The sequence below is a fragment of the Polaromonas sp. CG_23.6 genome, assembly GCF_029892315.1.
Taxonomy (GTDB): domain Bacteria; phylum Pseudomonadota; class Gammaproteobacteria; order Burkholderiales; family Burkholderiaceae_C; genus Polaromonas.
Genome location: NZ_JARXUY010000002.1, coordinates 19846 through 36040 on the forward strand (window position 1 = coordinate 19846; position 16195 = coordinate 36040).

Below are 16195 nucleotides of genomic sequence, written 5' to 3' on the forward strand. Positions count from 1 at the left end.
AAGCGTGAAGAAAATTCTTGTTGCCGCATTCAAAAGTGATGAGTTTGAGCACCATCTGAAAAATGTGATCGCTGTCAATGACAAGTGCGCAGTTGAGGACATTACGGATACCACCATCATCCACGAAGCGAAGTACGTGCTGTCCAAGTTTGTTGATGGATCAGAGGGTTTTGAGCAGCATGAAGAATGGTGCGGTGAACACGGTCCAGTGCAGCAGAAGCGGGCGAAAAAAAACGTGACGGCCATCAAAAAATTCCTGGAAAAGCATGTCCTGGTGGCAGTCGCCGCTTAACAAGGAAAGCATCGTGCAAAGTATCAACGCAACACCGCAGGCTGATATTCCGATGACTGGGCTAAGCGCCTACATTGGAGATTTGGCCAAGCGACATGGCATTGCGTATGTGAAGACCGGCAGCAGTGCTTTGGCTGAGGTGATAACGCGTTTGGCTGGCGACGATGTAAAGCCTGACGAAACTGAGAGGCTCGTCATCGCACTACGCCGCGCAAACGTCATCAATGGCCGGATCATGGTGACGCTTCTCGGGCGTTACTTTGATGAGACGCGCAATGTTTGACCCTTTCAATGATTTCGACACGGAGGGGTATCTCCGTAACGTCCGAAAAGACAAGGACGCACGGGACATCAAGCGCTTCGAGCATGACTTGTTTGAAGCCAATATTGATGCTGCATTTGCTCATCTGGCGTCAAGTGAAAAATTGACGTACAAGGACTTCCTTGCTGTCCATCGCATCTTGTTCGCCGACTATTACCCGTGGGCTGGGCAGGATAGATTGATGACGCTTCCGAACAGTGCAGTCAAGAAGGGTGACGTGCTTTTCTCGCATCCGCAATCGTCTCGGCTGGCTGTGGAGCATGGTCTGAGTCTGGGACAAGACGCGGCATCGATGGCTCAAAAGCCTGGCGAGGTTATGGGCTTGTTTGCTTATGGGCACCCGTTTCTGGATGGCAATGGTCGAACAATGCTGCCCGTTCATATCGAGTTATGTCACAGGGCAGGTTTCTCTATCGCTTGGCAAAAAACGAACAAGGTTGATTATCTCGGCGCTCTTAGTAAAGAAATCGAGACGCCTGGTCAAGGTTTTCTTGACGCCTACTTGTTGCAGTTCAAGGTAAGCGGTTGGGCATCCCATCTTGAAGGACTGCGAATAGGTTGAGATAGTGTGCGCGATGAACATCATGCACACCATGGCGAGCCCGACTCGCACCACTGAGGTTGCCCCTGTAAAACGTAGTTCTTAGCTCTTGTATAAATTGGACAAGGAGTTAAGAAATGGCAAGTGATCAAACGCGTGGAAAGTACACCTCGGAATTCAAGTTTGAAGCTGTCCGGCAGGTCAAGGCTGGGCAGGCAATCTCGGTGGTGTCGAAGGTTTTGAATATCCCAAAGGCCAGTCTGAGCAACTGGGTGCGTCAGGACAGGCGGGGAACTTTGAGCGGTGCCGGCGATAAACCCATTGGTAATAGCCCGGCGAATACCGTTCTTGCTGAAATTTGAAGTGGCGCCCAAGATCGCGGCAGTTGCACTCCATTGGTGGTGTGCACTCAAGCCTGTGAAGTGGACACCATGCAAGAGTCGAATTCATCGCCCGTCATCGCCACAAAACCCCCCTGTGTCAGACTAGTTGCCGCTCCCCCGTGATTGCGGATGATCCGCATTGGAGCGCTATTTATGACAACAAATCGACATTCAACTGAATTCCAGGAACAGGCCCTGAGCAAAGCCAGGCAACGAGGCACACGCAGCGTGCAGGACGTTGCTGATGAATTGAATCTGCCGGTAGGCACCTTGAGAAAATGGATCAGCAAATCCAACCGAAAGCATGAAGTCGGTGGCCCCGCAGCGCAACTGCCTGAGGACTTACCGGCCCAATCCTGGGGCCCTGCCCAGCGCTTGCTTGCGCTGAACCAGACGCATGCCATGACGCCCACACAGCTGCATGCCTGGTGCCGGGAGAAGGGGTTGTTTGAGCACCAGCTCAAGGCCTGGGGTGACGCGTTTTGCAGCGCCACAGCGCCTGAATCGCGCGAAGCCAGGACGGCACTGCGCGAGTTGCAAGTCAAGCACGATGGGTTGCAGCGTGAACTGCGTCGAAAAGAGAAGGCACTGGCCGAAGCCGCAGCCTTGCTGGTGCTACAAAAAAAGTTCCAGGCCCTGTGGGAGGACGAGGAGAAATGACCAGTTGCCAACAGCGTCAAACGCTACTGACGCTGATAGGGCAGTGCTGCGACAACGGTGCACGTCTGCAAAAGGCCTGCGCCCTGATTGGGTTGGATGCACGTACTGTTCAGCGCTGGCGACACCCTGAGAACCAGCAGGGCGACCTCAGGGTCGGGGACAAACGCCGCATCACCGTGCCGCCTAACAAGTTCAGTGAGGCGGAGCGACAAGCGGCTTTGGAGGTGGTTAACAGCGATCAATTCAAGGATCTGCCGCCAAGCCAGATTGTGCCTCGCCTGGCTGACCAGGGCCTCTACGTGGCCAGTGAGTCGACCCTGTACCGGCTGCTGCTTGAAGCCGGCCAGTTGAGGCATCGCCGCCTGGAGCGGGTAGCGCAAAAACGCAGCAAGCCACGCGCGCTGGTGGCCAACGGGCCCGATCAGATTTACTGCTGGGACATCAGCTACTTGCCCACCGAGGTGCGCGGTACCTACTTTTACCTTTATCTGTTCGTGGACCTGTTCAGCCGCCGTATCGTTGGCTGGCAGGTCTACGACTGCGAGAGTGCCGAGCTGGCCAGTGGGCTACTTCAAGCCATCTGCGAGCGCCAGGGCATCGCGCCCCATCAGCTTACCGTTCACTCGGACAACGGCTCGCCGATGAAGGGGGAAACGATGCTCGCCACCATGCAGCGCCTGGGCGTGGCGGCTTCTCGCAGCCGACCAGCGGTCAGTAACGACAATCCTTACTCCGAGGCTCTGTTCAGAACACTGAAATACCGACCTCAACTGCCCGTCAAACCGTTCAATGGCCTGCTGCAGGCGCGACGCTGGGTGACAGAGTTGGTGCACTGGTACAACCACGAACATCGCCACAGCGCCATTCGATTTATAACCCCAGCGCAGCGGCACTTAAAACTCGATGAGGCCATTCTGGCTGAACGCGCCAAGGTCTATGCTGCGGCCCGAAACGCCAACCCCAACCGCTGGTCAGGGGGGACTCGCAATTGGTCGCCAATCACCGAAGTGCACCTCAACCCGCAAACACCAAAGGAGCAAAATCAACCAGAAAAACTAGCCGCTTGAGCATCGAACTTTTTGCGGCAACTACCTTGACAGCGCCCGGTCATGAGGAAGTTGTCGGGTAAAGCCGTTTGAGTTTGACGCGGGCATCCTTGGTGGTGAATTGCCAGTTGACTTTGGCTTGAAGGTTGTCGCGGCGCGCCTGCCAGGCAGCGACCTCGCTGCGCACGGTATCGATGTTGTCGATGCGCCGATCCAGGCACTGACTGACCATGACATTGATCTCGATTTCTGCCATGTTTAGCCAGCTGCCGTGCTTGGGCGTGTAGACGAACTCGAAGCGATCCCACAGCGCCTTGGCTTTCTCAGGGGCAAACGCCTCGTAGAGCGAGCCCGGGGTATGGGTGTTGAGGTTGTCCATCACCAGCGTGATTCGCTCGGCATCGAAATAGCTGGCAGCGATGTCTTGCACGAAAACGGCCCAGTCCAGTTTGGTACGCCGTTCGGTGACCTTCGTCAGGCGCCGCCCGGCCAGCGGCTCGCTGGCCATGAAGACGTTGCACACGCCGCAACGCTCATACTCATAGTCATGGCGCTCGGGCCGCCCGGGCGCCGCGGCAATGGGCTCACGCGTCTCGCGAATGAGCTGGCGGAGCGTCTCGTCCATGCACACCACGGGGTGTTTCGCATCGTAGGGCCGGCTGTAGATGTCGAGCACCTTTTCCATAGCTGCGACGAATTCAGCGTTGGCCTGGGGCGCGATCACCCAGCCGACTTTCCTCCAGGGCTTGAGTTCGTTTTTTTCAGCGTCCGCCGCACCGTCTCGTGGGATACCGTGTCGATCAATTCGAGCTCGACCAGCCGGTCGGCCAGCAGGCGCAGCGACCAGCGCGCTTGGCCTTCAGGGGGCGCCGAGCAGCTCAGGGCCAGCAACTGTGCCTCCAAGCGGCCATCGATCTTCAAGTCGTACTCGCCTTTTGAAGGCTGGCGGTTAAGCGTCACGTCCAGGCCTTCGAGGACAAACTTCTTCTTGATCCGGTCCACCTTGCGCTCGCTCACGCACAGCATGGCCGCGATGTCGCAGGTGCGGGGGCGTTCGGTTCGCTCCCCGGACTGGTCGCAGTTGAGCAGGATCAAGGCATTGATGACCTTGGACGTGGCGTATGTGCCTTTGCTCGCGATGCCCTGAAGCTCGGCTCTTTCTGGCTCGGATAAGGCGACTTTGTAATGTTCCATCCCCCATTTTTCACGCCACATAGCTCATGACGCGACACTAGTTGTCGCATGAAGGTGGTGTATCAGGCTGCTTTTTTGAGAGTTTCAACCTCCTTGTTTTGCGGTGTGTCCGGATTGAGGTGAACCTGATCCACACGGCGCCAATTGCGGCACTGTTTGGACCAGCGCTGAGGGTGAGTCTGGCGGGCCAGTTCATAGACCGCAGCACGCGCATCAAGCAAGTGCTTGTCTTGCTGCGCGTGGCGCTGGTTTGGCGTCACGAAGCGGCGGATGGCGCTGTGCCTGTGCTCGTCGTTGTACCAGTGCACCAGATCCGTGACCCAGCGGCGCGCCTGGAGCAGGCATTCAAAGGGTTTGACGGTAAGCGACCGGGCAATACACCTTGAATGGATGCTCTCAGTTTTGCAAGATCATGTGCACGCAAATCCATCGTGCACACCATGCTCAAGACCTCAGAGATTTCAAGATATTCGCTACCCCGCACCCACCGCACCTACACGGCACAGTTTAAAGCCGAACTGGTAGCGGCTTGTGGGCAGCCCGGCGTTTCCATTGCCGCCCTGGCCGGGCAACATGCGATGAATGCCAACGTGCTGCACCGCTGGCTCAAGGAGCATCGCCGCAGCGGGCATCACCGGCTGGCGGCCCACAGTCCTGCTGCTGCCCCTGAGACAGCTTCTCCTCTTGCCGCGTTCATCCCCTTGCAGCTGCCCGCGCCCGCGCAGCAGCCCGAAACCCGGGAGATCAAGGTAGAGCTGCGCCGGGGTGCACTGTCGATGGTCGTGACCTGGCCCGTCAGCGCGGCAGCCGAGTTGGCGAGCTGGACGTAAGCAACCACGTTTTCGACCAGAATGAACTGCGTCTGGCGGGCCCCTCAAGCCCGAGATTACTGCGAATGCACATGCATTCAACTGCCGACCTGCATTTCATGGACACGAAGCGGCAATAATTGAGAATGAATTTCAGCTCAGACATGCAAAAGCAGGCACCCTGCGATTTACTTCGAACTGCAGCCTGGCAGCGACTCTGTTGAAGAGCGCAAATGGCTGGCAATAGCTCCGATGAATACCTGAGCTCGACTTTCAAATCGGATGTGGCCACTGGCGCGTCACCGAGTGACATACGTGAGCCGATGTGGGGTTCATGCCTTTAAATGCGGCTTGAGGTGCACCGCCCGCCTTCAGCAATCCAAAAATCGTAAGCGCTTTGCATGCCCATCCACATTTCCCGGCGGGTGCCCAACGCATTTTCCAGGCGGACCGCCAGATCGAAAGTTATCGGTGCATGGCCATTAATGATTTGCAACAAAGTAGCCATGGCGAGATGAACCTCCTGAGCAAACCGCGTGATCGCCAAGTCGTCCAGACCGTCCAGATACTCAACCAGAACGGCTCCTGGATGAGGAGGGTCATGCATGTGAGTCATGGCACTTCCTGGTGATTTTCTTGTCCTTGTTTTACAAATCAGTTTATTGGCACTTTATGCCCAAAATAAACCGAGCTGAAACTTGGGTTTTTTTAATTGCCAACTAAACGGCCGCTTAACGAACACTAGCGAACACGATCTCATCGAAAGGATTTGACCTGGTTCAGTCAGCAACAGACTGAGTCTGGCAAGGCATGTAAAAGGCAGGCAACTCAATTTCTACTTTAAGACCAAATTCAATACTGGGTGAAGAAAGTCATTAACTTTTGATGAGAAAGTCGTCTTTGGTATAGCCCGCTGCCAGTTGAGCCGCCAGCCAGGCAGGAGATTTTCCGCGCCCGGTCCAGGTTTTTTCGCTTTCGTGGTCCTGGTATTTGGCCGCGACCACGCCGCGTTTGTCACCAGCTGCACGCTTGGCGGGTAAACCTTTGCCCGATAAACCTAAATCAGCAGCAGTCAATTCATGATTTTTGATCAGTTCTTTGGCTGAAGCAATGGCCTGCATGCGTTCACCTTTTTGCTCTTCATCCAGCTTTTTACGCAATTCATTGAGGGCAGCTTGAGCTTCCTGGATTTTCTGTTGCAGTGTGGAATCTTGTGTCACTGGTATATTTCTTAAAAACGTAAAAATCAATTATAAATACCTGCCGAGGTATCAGGAATCAATGGAACGTAAATCCAAGTTAAAGCAGCGCTTGTCGCACTTGCCAGCCGTTTCGTCACGAAAGGAAAATGCGTACAGGTCATCGGTTTCCATGACAGGCACCGATAACATCACGCCAGTCGTTGCTTCAGGAAATCGCCAACAAGAGGCGCTTCAGAATGGTGGTCGGAGTTCCTGACCCAATGCAAGTGCTTTGATGACTCTGGCATGCGTGGCCATCACGCGCTGGGCAGCGGCCATCACCACCCGGGAACCCTCTTTGCCAGAGAGGTCCATTTTCACTGGGCGCACCGGTTCTCGTTTCTCTTTGATAACCAAGCCATAGGTGTTTTTCATCGTGTGCATACCCCTGACTGCGCCAGCTTAAGCCCTTGTTTGATTAGCGCCCCATCATCTTCGCGCCCAAGACGCGTCAGGGATGCCGCGTGAATTCTCCATTATCAATGACCGCCACCGGAAACAGTTAGGAGCGCATCAGATTGGCTGCCAGTTCTTTTCTAATTCGGTTTCAACTCCCTGCCAGAGCGCTGTCAAAGCCTTTTCGATCCCCTGCCAAACCTTTTCCAATCGCCTGCCCATCGGCTTTTGATTGCCTGCCAATCGCCTTTGAATCCCCTGCCGATCCGCTGCCAAACCCTTGCTGATCCCCTTCCAATCCCCTTCCAATCCCCTTCCAATCCCCTTCCAATTCCCTGCCAATTCCCTGCCAATCCCCTGCCAATCCCCTGCCAATCCCCTGCCAGATTACCCCGAATGAACAAGGACAGGATGCTAGATATGTGCCTGACGGCACAAATCCAGAGTTTCCCACGCTAGGTTGTTACGCACCCGTCGCGTTACCTCAGGGCTTCGCCCCGAGACCCTTTGTGCAAAAATAAAAGCACTTTTATGAAATCATCCAGGCATGACCAAACTGTTTAAAAAAAAGAGCCCTTCCGAACTGCGTTCGATTCGGCGACCAATTCTTTTAACAATAGAAGAAGATGAAAAAATTCGCCATTCAGCAAAAATCAGAAACATGTGTGTTGCTGAATTCATGCGTCGCGCCGCTCTTGGCCGAAAAGCAGATGTGTCCTATGACAACCAAATTGTTTTGCAGTTAAGCGATGTGGTCAGGTCCATACGCGCAATCCACAAGGCTATGGTTGACTTAAAAATCGAGCCACCAGAAGGTATTTGGGGGCCGGTAATGGATGAGGCTTTGAACGCGATGCTGCGTATCGGTAAGTGACCATAGTGCCAAAGGCAGCAAGAGTTTTTTGCTTGGTATCGAACGCCGCACAGGCTAGGCAAACATTAACTAAGAAATTTGCTTAGGCCGCAAAGCAGCCTGATCTCCATTGTTCACACAAACCCGTCAGGTCAAAGTCGACACTGGGAGCCTCTTGCTCAGAGCCGTGGCCCCTCTTGGCGTTGCAAAAACCAAAACACGGGTCGCTTTATTAGCGAGCTAAGTGGGTCTCGGGACGAAGCTCTGAGGGACCGCGACGGGTGCGTAGCGACCTAGCGTGGAAAACTTTGGATTTGTGCCGTCAGGCACATATCTAACATCCTGTCCTTGCTGGTGACGGGTTTTTTTCCATACATCTTTGGCACATTGATAATCGAGCTTCCTTTCTTTGTGAACCGAGCTTTGGTGCACTGATAATCGAGCTTCCTTTCTTTGTGAACCGAGCTTTGGTGTCCTCAAAGCCGTGTTTGTGTCGAGTCAACATGAAAGAAACAAGACTTTTTTGTCTTCACTATGCAAACAACCATCATTTAAATTAAATTAATATGCTTGTAAAAAGCAAAAGAAATAATGTTGGATGCAGTCGATTTCATATTTCCAGTTAATCTGACACAGCGCCAAGCGGTCGGACCCTTCATGCCATTTCGTTATACACAAGTCCCCTGAGCCTGAAGCTCGCGTGAGAACCTGATGCCGGCGGCAAAGTCCAGAATGCGCTGCATACCAAGCCAGATGGTTTTCACGCCCGGCTCACCATCACCCGTGCGCGCTAGAAAGCCACCGAGTCTGGCAACCAAGCGCACCACCTCGTTGAGCGTGGGCGGCTTGCTTGGCAGCTTCTGCTTGTTCAGGATGTAGGCGGCTTTCCACTCATCGGGCTCGAACATCAACTGGGCATCCAGGTCCGGGCAACTTCGCCCCAGCCGCATCAGCCGGGCGATACGCCAGGCCACCACCATGTACAGCACCAGCGCGCGCTCAATCTTCTCGATGCTTCCCAGTTGCAGCGCCTCGATGCGGCAGCCGTTCTTCAGGACATGAAAGAACATCTCGATTTCCCAGCGGGCCCGGTACCAGTCAATCATGCGCGCGGCCTGCTCCAGGCTCTGCACCGGTAGATTGGTCAGCAGCCGCCACTCGACAGGCTTGTCGCCTGCGGCAGGCTGCATTTCCTTGGCCACGATGCAACTGGCCTGCACAAAGTGGCCTTTGCCATCGGGCAGTTCGAGCATTTGCGCCCACACCTGCTGGACCACTTCACGGGCGCGCTGGCCCTTGCGCGAGGCCATTACAAAGCGTATTTCGCCCAGAGGCTCGCTTTGCAACACAGAGATCCAGAGTTTGTCGCCGCTGGACAGGGTGCGGTTGTGTTGGGAGCGCAGCAGCCAGTCCACAGGCGTGCCCAGCGCGCGCGCACGCCGCATCAACTCCATGATGTCGGCCTCGCGGTCAGCCAGGTACACCAACCGGGTGCCGGACAACTCGGCGGCCATTTCGGCCAGCCGCTCGTAACCTTCCACCCAGCGCACACTCTCCTTGATGCCGGGGCGGCTGCCGTCCTTGTTTTTGGGTTCGCGTGCCCACATCCACGCGTCGAGCACGCCCAGCGGTTCGCGCGAAGTCGACACGGCGTAGGTCGGATGCGCGTACATGCCGCGCTGCGCTTCGTAGCTCAGCGGCCCCAGGCCGCTGGCCTCCTGCCCGTTGAAGTCCAGCTCGGTCGTGTCCTGAATGCACAGCACCACCTCGTGCCCGGCCATGCGCGTCTTGGCGCAGTCCGTGTGCGCGCCCAAAATCGCACGCCAATCGACTTCCTCGTTGCCGAAGAACCGGTACGCCGCCATGGTGTCGGCCCAGTCCCCGCAGGCTTGCGGCACGCTCGCCATGGGCTGGGCGCTCAAGCGCTCCACCAGCCGGATGGCCCGCTTGTTGCGCCGCTCATCGCCCAAGTCTATCGTCTCAAATTCAGTGCCTGCCCAGCCCATCGTTTTCCTTCAAATCTTTCTTGAGGGGAATTTTGCCGGAGTTGTGTATAACGAAATGCCTTCATGCTTCACGCAAAAGCTGGAAATTTCGCGGCGGACAAATTATTGCTTTCGCCAGATAACTCAATGGCGAATCTCAGCAAATTCTGATGTTGTCGAACGCTAAGGTCTGGTTTTAAACCCAAGGCGTTGCCGCAGCAGACATAATGACAAAAGTCACCGGCGCCAGTGGCTTTGAAACTTGGCGCTGGGTTTATTTTTGTTGCTGGGCCGTAATCACTGGATAATGCGTCTGCGTCGCCACTCTTGGTCCGACAGGGCCGCATTCTGGAATGGAAATTTCCCAGCATTTATTTTACTGGCGGTTATGTGGGGGATGAAAAATAACCAAGCAAAGCGTTGCTCTGCGTCATTAAATCAAACCCACTCTGTACTGCCGGCCAGCGCGTGCACCCTGACTGTCGCCTACAGGCTGACCGTGCAACCTGTGCACCCCTGGCATTTCGTGCATCAATATAATTTACCAATATCTGACTCATTCCGTTTCCCTTGCTTGACCTCACCGCACTTGAGATTTAAGGAGGGAGGAGCATATTCAGCTGGCATATTGTCCATATTGATCACATCTTTGGTGGAATCAATTCCAATAAACCTGGCTTGACCAGCAACGGATTGCCAACGCAGGCGGCCTTGACTTGGGCTTATCCCTCCCAGCGAAACCGAAGCATCGGGTTGCTCAATTTTTCACTGTCCATGCCATACCGGTGGTACTTCACGCCTTCCTCGGTCTCGTAAATTTCGGCCACCTGCACGCCCGGCACCGACGGCTCCTCGGCCATCCACACGGCCTTGAGCGGCTCCATCTTCCAACTGCGGGTGCCATTGAGATGGCTGGGCGTCACCACCAGGAGCGAGTCAATCTCGAGCTGGCCCAACTCTTGCGCCGCGATCATGCGCTCGACTTCCTCAATGCGGCTGAACATCATCGTGCTAGCGTGCATGATCGTCTCCTTGTTGCCCATCGGGTAAGCCTGCCGGGCCATCACCATGAACCATGGGGCATTCAAAACCACTTGGGCTGCCAGCCAGTAGGTTTCTCCGGGGGTAGTCGACAGGACCGAAAGCGAAGATTTGTCAGTTTCTTTGGTGCAAAACATAATTGGGCAATGGACTGGATCCGTAATTTTTCTTTTGGGCCCAGCAACTTGCTGGGCTTGTCCATGCAATTGTGACTTAAAAGCGGCTGACTTAAAAGCGGCATGTTTGCAAAATGTTCGGGTGTCCTCAACGCCCAACCCTCTTCGGCCCCCAACCCCAATCCCCAGCGCCAGGGCGTTGCTGGCGGCCAACGTGGTCTTGCTGCGCCACGCCAAAGGCTGGTCCCAAGAAGCCCTGGCCTTTGAATGCGGGCTTCACCGGACCTTTGTCGCGCATGTCGAGCGACAGGCCCGAAACATCGCGCTAGACAACGTCGAACGCATCGCGGCCGCGTTCGGTGTTCAAACGTATGAGCTGCTGCTGGCGCCCGGTTAAGCAACACAGTCAAGCAACACCCCAAGCCGTACGCCATGGGTCAAACTGGCCCGGCAGGAGGGGGAGTGACGGGGACGCCGTCGATGACCTTTGGCGTCCCCTTTGCCGCGTGGTTGGCGCTGGGGATTCCTGCGGCACTGCCATGGATGAGGTTGCGCCGGCCTACACCGATCCGTTCACCTTTCTGATGACGCACCGGGCGCACGGTGGCATCTTCAGGCCATGGGGCAGGCCAGCCAAAGCCGCGTACCAAACCGGTGGCGCTTTGCGCAAGGCTGGTGCCCTTTGGTAGCCGCCGTCACAACCCAAACAGGAGGATCCCCATGCGCCCAGCATCCATGCCCCCGCCCAAACTGCCGCGCCTGAGGCGCCAGTTGCGCCGGCTCCAGCAGGCGCTTGAGGTCAGCGCGCAGGACACGGCGCTGTTGTGGCAGTTGTGCGGCCCGAGCCGCAGCCAGCGGCACTGAAATGCGCACCATGTCCAGGACCTACCGCCAGGACGCTGCGCCCCGGCTCAAACCGCGCCAGCGCAAGCAGCAAAAGCTCCAGGAGCTGCTTGATTGGGACCGGCCGCAGCCTGAACTGCGCCCGGAACCTGTGCAGTTCAAGCCGCTAGGCTAGGCGGCTAGCCATGCCCAATCGTTGAGCTTTTGGTCAGGAACGGCTACGCTTTGGATTTGACTGCAGACCCAATACATGAACATGAACATGAACAGGATGAAGTTTTCTTTCTTTGGGCCGATAGTTGCGAAAACTAGTGTTGCTCAGCTTTGCCCTTGAACTGAAGCGGTGAGGTTTGGCTAAAGTTTCCTGCGGCCGTGCAGGAAGCGCTAAAAAAGCAGTCGACCCGCTCAGACTGCCTTGGCAATCGGCATGTCCGCCCACGCGGTGGTGTAGCCCGGCGTCAGGCGCTCCTGGCGCATGCCCCACTGGCGGGTGCGGTCATCGATCCCCTGGCTGGCCAGGCGCACCATGCCTTTACCGTATTTGTCGTTGAGCGCATCCAGGGTTGCCATCAGCTTGACCCGCTCGCCCGTCAATTCAGGCTCCAGGTCCAGCTCGCCCTGGTAGAGGCTGCCGGGCACCAGGTCCAGCAGCATGACGCCGGCTTTGATGAGCGCAAAGCCGGGCTGGTAGATCGCGCGCAGGCCCAGCACGGCCGCCTGCACCAGGCAAGCGGTGTCGGCCGTCGGGCGGCGCAGCGGCACCACCACGCTTTGCGAAAAGCGCGGGCCCGGCCGGTGCGGCGAAGTGTGGGCGAACACCAAGACTTCGCTGGCCACGCTCGCTTGCCCGCGCAGCTTTTCAGCTGCCCGCGCGGCGAACTCGCTCACCGCTTCCAGGAGCGGCGCGAGCTCGCTCACCGGCCGGCCAAAGCTGCGGGTGCAGGCAATCTCTTTTTTCGGGCTCGGCTGCTCTTCCAGCGCAATGCAGGGCAAGCCCTGAAGCTCCCGCACGGTGCGCTCGAGCACCACGCTCCAGCGCCGGCGCACGGTCGCCGGGTCCATGCGCATCAGGTCCAGCACGGTGGCAATGCCGCCCTCCTCCAGCTGCGCGGCAATTCGCCGGCCGACGCCCCAGACTTCTTTTACTGGGGTGGCAGCAAAAATAGCATCAAGGTCACTCGCCGGCAAGGCAGCCAGATTGCACACCTGGGCCAGCTCGCCCGGATAGCTGCCCGGCCTGCGCTCGGCGGTCTTGGCATGTTGTCGCCGACCGAAAGTTGACCACCTAGAGGCCGAAGTGCCGATTCAAAATTGACCAGGGTGTTCCACTGACCTGCTGAATTTTTCAGCAGGAGAACAAGGTGATTACCATGGACATGATAGGCAAGGTCAGGCGCATGAAACTGCGCGACAAATTTTCCAACAGCGCCATTGCAAAGCTCACCGGGCTGTCGCGCAACACGGTCAAGAAGTGGCTCAAGGCGCCAAGCAGCAAGGCACCCAAATAGGGGTCGTCACAGAAAACGGAAAATAAAGCACGTTAAGGCTGATGGGGCGACATCGCCTTGTTCTTGGCCAAGAGCCGTGCGACCGTTGAAGGGTGAACATTGAACAGGCGTGCGGCATCGGCTGCAATTTTTTGCCCGGACGCGACCAACTGCACGATTTCCTGTTGCTGGCGTGGGGTGAGCTTGGGGCGCCGGCCCCCTACACGGCCTTCCTTGCGCGCGACGAGCAAGCCGCTGCGTGTGCGCTCTCGCAGCATGGCACGCTCGAATTCGGCGAACGAGCCCACGATCTGCATCATCATCCGGCCTGCTGAAGTGGTGGTGTCGATGGCTTCGCCCAAGCTGTGAAAGCCGGCGCCCAACAGCTGCACCTTTTCCAGCAGCATCAGCAAGTCCTTGAGCGAGCGCGACAGCCGGTCGAGCTTGCAGACCACGAGCACATCGCCGTGGCGTAGCTGATCGAGTAGCCGATGCAGCTCGGGGCGATCCCAACGTCCTGCCGATGCTTTTTCTTGAAAAATGCGTGTGCAACCGGCCGCTTGGAGCGCTGCAATTTGCGCGCTGTTGTCCTGATCCTGGGTGGAAACACGGGCGTAGCCAATATGCATCTTGAGGTTTTCTTCAAAAGGATGGGGAGCACCTATAAACCTGTTGCCATTCGTTTGAGTAATGCAATATATTTGCGCAACTCATGCTCTCCCGTGGGATTCGAGCATTGCAGCATAGCTGCGCAAACGATCGTTTGCGCACCAGCATAACCAGGAACCCTTGATGCCTCGTCGTTCCATTCTTTCAGCCGCCGAGCGTGAGAGCCTGCTGGCACTGCCCGAGGGCAAAGACGAGCTTATCGGGCTTTGCACCTTCAGCGATACCGACCTGGCCATCATTGGACAGCATCGTGGGCCAGCCAACCGGCTTGGCTTTGCCATCCAGCTGTGCTACTTGCGATTTCCCGGCGCCATTCTGGGCGCCGATGAATCCCCATCGCCTGCCTTGCTGCGCATGGTGGCCGCGCAACTGAAGGTGCCAGTAGCTTGTTGGGATGAGTACGGCCAGCGCGATCAGACCCGCCGTGAGCATCTGGTTGAACTGCAAACGGCGTTTGGTTTCAAGCCCTTCACCATGCGCCATTACCGGCAAGCCGTCCAAACGCTGACAGAGCTGGCGTTGCAGACCGACAAGGGCATTGTGCTGGCCAGCACGCTGGTCGAAAACCTGCGTCGTCAAGCCATCATTCTCCCGGCCATGAATGCCATTGAGCGAGCCGGCGCCGAGGCCATCACGCGTGCCAACCGGCGTATCCACGCAGCGTTGGCCGATTCACTGACGCTGGCACACCGCCAGCGTCTGGACGAGTTGCTCCAGCGCAAGGAGGGCAGCGGGCTCACCTGGCTGGCGTGGCTGCGGCTGTCGCCGGTCAGGCCGAACTCGCGGCATATGCTGGAGCATATCGAGCGCCTCAAGGCCTGGCAGGCGCTGGACCTGCCCACCGGCATCGAACGGCTGGTCCACCAGAACCGGCTGCTCAAGATCGCCCGCGAGGGCGCCCAGATGACACCCGCCGATCTGGGTAAATTCGAGCCGCAGCGGCGCTATGCGAGCCTGGTCGCGCTGGCCGTGGAGGGCATGGCCACCGTCATTGACGAGATCATTGACCTGCACGACCGCATCATCGGCAAGCTGTTCAATGCGGCCAAAACGAAGCATCAGCAGCAGTTCCAAGCGTCCGGCAAGGCCATCAACGACAAGGTTCGCCTGTACGGGCGCATTGGTCAGGCGCTGGTGCAAGCCAGGCAAGGCGGCAGCGATCCCTTCGCGGCCATCGAATCGGTCATGTCCTGGGACGCGTTCACGGCCAGCGTGACGGAGGCGCAAAAGCTCGCGCAGCCCGAGAGTTTTGACTTCCTGCCACATGTCGCCGAAGGCTACGCCATGCTGCGCCGCTACACCCCGCAGTTCCTGGAGGTGCTCCAGCTGCGGGCCGCGCCCGCTGCCAGGGATGTGCTTGAGGCCATTGAAGTGCTGCGCGGCATGAACACCGACAACGCCCGCAAGGTGCCAGCCGATGCGCCCACCGGCTTCATCAATAAACGCTGGGAGAAACTGGTGATGCCCGATGTGGGCATTGACCGGCGCTACTACGAGCTGTGCGCGCTGTCCGAGCTCAAGAACGCGCTGCGCTCGGGCGATGTCTGGGTGCAGGGCTCGCGCCAGTTCAAGGACTTCGAGGACTACTTGGTGCCGGCCGGCAAATTTGCCAGCCTCAAGCTGGCCAGCGAGTTGCCGCTGGCCGTGACCACCGACTGCGACCAGTATTTGCAGGAGCGCTTGTCCCTGCTGGAGCAGCAGCTGGCGACGGTCAATGCCCTGGCGGCAGCCAACGGCCTGCCCGACGCCACCATCACCACCGCGTCCGGCTTGAAAATCACGCCGCTGGATGCCGTGCTGCCCGATACGGCACAAGCCTTGATTGATCGGGCCGCGATGCTGCTGCCGCGCGTGAAGATCACCGACATGCTGATGGAGGTGGACGAGTGGACCGGTTTCACCGGCCACTTCACGCACCTCAAGACAGGAGAGCGCGCTAAGGACAAAACCTTGCTGCTCACGACCATCCTGGCCGATGCGATCAATCTGGGATTGACCAAGATGGCCGAGTCCTGCCCTGGCACGACCCATGCCAGGCTGTCGTGGCTGCAGGCCTGGCACATCCGGGACGAGACCTACGCAGCGGCGCTGGCCGATCTGGTCAACACGCAGCTGCGCCAACCCCTGGCGGCCCACTGGGGCGACGGCAGCACCTCGTCGTCCGATGGCCAGAACTTCAAAACCGCCAGCAAAGCCCAAAGCACGGGCCACATCAACCCAAAATACGGCAGCAGTGTCGGCGCCGATTGAATATTGACCCACCCTGCCGATCCAATATTGACCCAGGGCGGGTTGCTGGTGTTGGAACCAGCAACTG

General features: G+C 57.5%; 20 protein-coding genes and 2 pseudogenes. 13 read left to right on the forward strand and 9 right to left on the reverse strand.

Annotated features, from left to right (window positions below; translation table 11 throughout):
• Positions 1 to 4 precede the first annotated feature (4 nt).
• The 6 genes and pseudogenes from H4V98_RS19520 (at position 5) to H4V98_RS19545 (ending at position 3265) form a co-directional block, all read left to right on the forward strand.
• Positions 5 to 292 carry a hypothetical protein gene (locus H4V98_RS19520; RefSeq protein WP_196865058.1) on the forward strand — a complete coding sequence of 96 codons (288 nt, stop codon included), beginning with the start codon at positions 5 to 7 and terminating at the stop codon, positions 290 to 292.
• Positions 267 to 575, forward strand: coding sequence for a hypothetical protein (locus tag H4V98_RS19525; RefSeq protein WP_196865057.1), 309 nt, complete (start codon positions 267 to 269; stop codon positions 573 to 575). Before H4V98_RS19520 ends, H4V98_RS19525 begins: the two co-directional genes overlap by 26 nt.
• Positions 568 to 1176: a Fic family protein gene (locus H4V98_RS19530; protein WP_280757876.1), complete on the forward strand. Its 609-nt coding sequence runs from the start codon at positions 568 to 570 to the stop codon at positions 1174 to 1176. The genes H4V98_RS19525 and H4V98_RS19530 overlap by 8 nt, the downstream gene beginning before the upstream one ends.
• 116 nt (positions 1177 to 1292) lie before the next feature.
• Positions 1293 to 1466 (forward strand): annotated as a pseudogene (locus H4V98_RS19535) (transposase); the annotation flags it as partial.
• 225 nt (positions 1467 to 1691) lie between these two features.
• Positions 1692 to 2198: a transposase gene (locus tag H4V98_RS19540; RefSeq protein ID WP_280757877.1), complete on the forward strand. Its 507-nt coding sequence runs from the start codon at positions 1692 to 1694 to the stop codon at positions 2196 to 2198.
• Complete coding sequence (locus H4V98_RS19545) at positions 2195 to 3265, forward strand: IS3 family transposase (RefSeq protein WP_196865141.1); 1071 nt, start codon at positions 2195 to 2197, stop codon at positions 3263 to 3265. Before H4V98_RS19540 ends, H4V98_RS19545 begins: the two co-directional genes overlap by 4 nt.
• Positions 3266 to 3305: 40 nt before the next feature.
• Here H4V98_RS19545 and H4V98_RS19550 read toward each other — a convergent pair.
• Together H4V98_RS19550 and H4V98_RS19555 are read right to left on the reverse strand one after the other, a co-directional pair.
• Positions 3306 to 4438, reverse strand: a protein-coding gene (locus H4V98_RS19550) for an IS630 family transposase (protein WP_196865143.1) whose coding sequence is annotated in 2 segments (ribosomal slippage) — positions 3306 to 4006 and positions 4006 to 4438 — 1134 coding nt in all. Because the reading frame shifts where the segments join, the coding sequence is not laid out codon by codon here.
• 62 nt (positions 4439 to 4500) lie between these two features.
• A complete protein-coding gene (locus H4V98_RS19555) occupies positions 4501 to 4830 on the reverse strand; it encodes a hypothetical protein (protein WP_348535240.1) in 330 nt (109 codons plus the stop codon).
• Between the two features lie 48 nt (positions 4831 to 4878).
• Between H4V98_RS19555 and H4V98_RS19560 the strand changes: the two genes are divergently transcribed.
• Positions 4879 to 5268 (forward strand): transposase, encoded by a 390-nt coding sequence (locus H4V98_RS19560; protein ID WP_280757879.1) that lies wholly within the window; start codon positions 4879 to 4881, stop codon positions 5266 to 5268.
• A gap of 319 nt (positions 5269 to 5587) precedes the next feature.
• Here the strand turns inward: H4V98_RS19560 and H4V98_RS19565 are convergent, their stop codons facing one another.
• The 3 genes from H4V98_RS19565 to H4V98_RS19575 all read right to left on the reverse strand — a co-directional run bounded on the left by H4V98_RS19565 (position 5588) and on the right by H4V98_RS19575 (position 6863).
• Positions 5588 to 5863 carry a HigA family addiction module antitoxin gene (locus H4V98_RS19565; protein ID WP_280757880.1) on the reverse strand — a complete coding sequence of 92 codons (276 nt, stop codon included), beginning with the start codon at positions 5861 to 5863 and terminating at the stop codon, positions 5588 to 5590.
• 259 nt (positions 5864 to 6122) lie between these two features.
• Positions 6123 to 6467, reverse strand: coding sequence for an H-NS histone family protein (locus tag H4V98_RS19570; protein WP_280757881.1), 345 nt, complete (start codon positions 6465 to 6467; stop codon positions 6123 to 6125).
• A 213-nt stretch (positions 6468 to 6680) separates the two neighbouring features.
• Positions 6681 to 6863: a hypothetical protein gene (locus tag H4V98_RS19575; protein ID WP_280757882.1), complete on the reverse strand. Its 183-nt coding sequence runs from the start codon at positions 6861 to 6863 to the stop codon at positions 6681 to 6683.
• A gap of 568 nt (positions 6864 to 7431) precedes the next feature.
• On the opposite strand from H4V98_RS19575, the gene H4V98_RS19580 reads away from it, so the two are divergent.
• Entirely contained in the window at positions 7432 to 7758 is a 327-nt protein-coding gene (locus H4V98_RS19580; protein WP_280757883.1) for a hypothetical protein, read from the forward strand.
• A 647-nt stretch (positions 7759 to 8405) separates the two neighbouring features.
• Here the strand turns inward: H4V98_RS19580 and H4V98_RS19585 are convergent.
• Positions 8406 to 9743, reverse strand: a complete 1338-nt coding sequence (locus H4V98_RS19585; RefSeq protein WP_280757283.1) for an IS4 family transposase — start codon at positions 9741 to 9743, stop codon at positions 8406 to 8408.
• A gap of 701 nt (positions 9744 to 10444) precedes the next feature.
• Positions 10445 to 10744, reverse strand: coding sequence for a hypothetical protein (locus H4V98_RS19590; protein ID WP_280757884.1), 300 nt, complete (start codon positions 10742 to 10744; stop codon positions 10445 to 10447).
• A 277-nt stretch (positions 10745 to 11021) separates the two neighbouring features.
• Between H4V98_RS19590 and H4V98_RS19595 the strand changes: the two genes are divergently transcribed.
• The 3 genes from H4V98_RS19595 to H4V98_RS19605 all read left to right on the forward strand — a co-directional run bounded on the left by H4V98_RS19595 (position 11022) and on the right by H4V98_RS19605 (position 11897).
• Positions 11022 to 11276: a helix-turn-helix transcriptional regulator gene (locus tag H4V98_RS19595; protein ID WP_280757885.1), complete on the forward strand. Its 255-nt coding sequence runs from the start codon at positions 11022 to 11024 to the stop codon at positions 11274 to 11276.
• Between the two features lie 323 nt (positions 11277 to 11599).
• Positions 11600 to 11743: a hypothetical protein gene (locus tag H4V98_RS19600; protein WP_280757886.1), complete on the forward strand. Its 144-nt coding sequence runs from the start codon at positions 11600 to 11602 to the stop codon at positions 11741 to 11743.
• 10 nt (positions 11744 to 11753) lie between these two features.
• Entirely contained in the window at positions 11754 to 11897 is a 144-nt protein-coding gene (locus H4V98_RS19605) for a hypothetical protein (RefSeq protein ID WP_280757887.1), read from the forward strand.
• Between the two features lie 230 nt (positions 11898 to 12127).
• Here the strand turns inward: H4V98_RS19605 and H4V98_RS19610 are convergent, their stop codons facing one another.
• Positions 12128 to 12928, reverse strand: a complete 801-nt coding sequence (locus H4V98_RS19610) for a DUF4113 domain-containing protein (RefSeq protein WP_280757888.1) — start codon at positions 12926 to 12928, stop codon at positions 12128 to 12130.
• Positions 12929 to 13092: 164 nt separating this feature from the next.
• Here H4V98_RS19610 and H4V98_RS19615 point away from each other — a divergent pair, with 164 nt between their 5' ends.
• Positions 13093 to 13230 carry a helix-turn-helix domain-containing protein gene (locus H4V98_RS19615; RefSeq protein ID WP_280757889.1) on the forward strand — a complete coding sequence of 46 codons (138 nt, stop codon included), beginning with the start codon at positions 13093 to 13095 and terminating at the stop codon, positions 13228 to 13230.
• Positions 13231 to 13262: 32 nt separating this feature from the next.
• On the opposite strand, the gene H4V98_RS19620 is transcribed toward H4V98_RS19615, so the two are convergent.
• The gene (locus H4V98_RS19620; protein ID WP_181375641.1) at positions 13263 to 13838 is read right to left on the reverse strand and encodes a recombinase family protein; all 576 of its coding nucleotides are present in this window, start codon (positions 13836 to 13838) and stop codon (positions 13263 to 13265) included.
• A gap of 163 nt (positions 13839 to 14001) precedes the next feature.
• Here H4V98_RS19620 and H4V98_RS19625 point away from each other — a divergent pair.
• Positions 14002 to 16119 (forward strand): annotated as a pseudogene (locus tag H4V98_RS19625) (Tn3 family transposase); the annotation flags it as partial.
• Between the last annotated feature and the right edge of the window lie 76 nt (positions 16120 to 16195).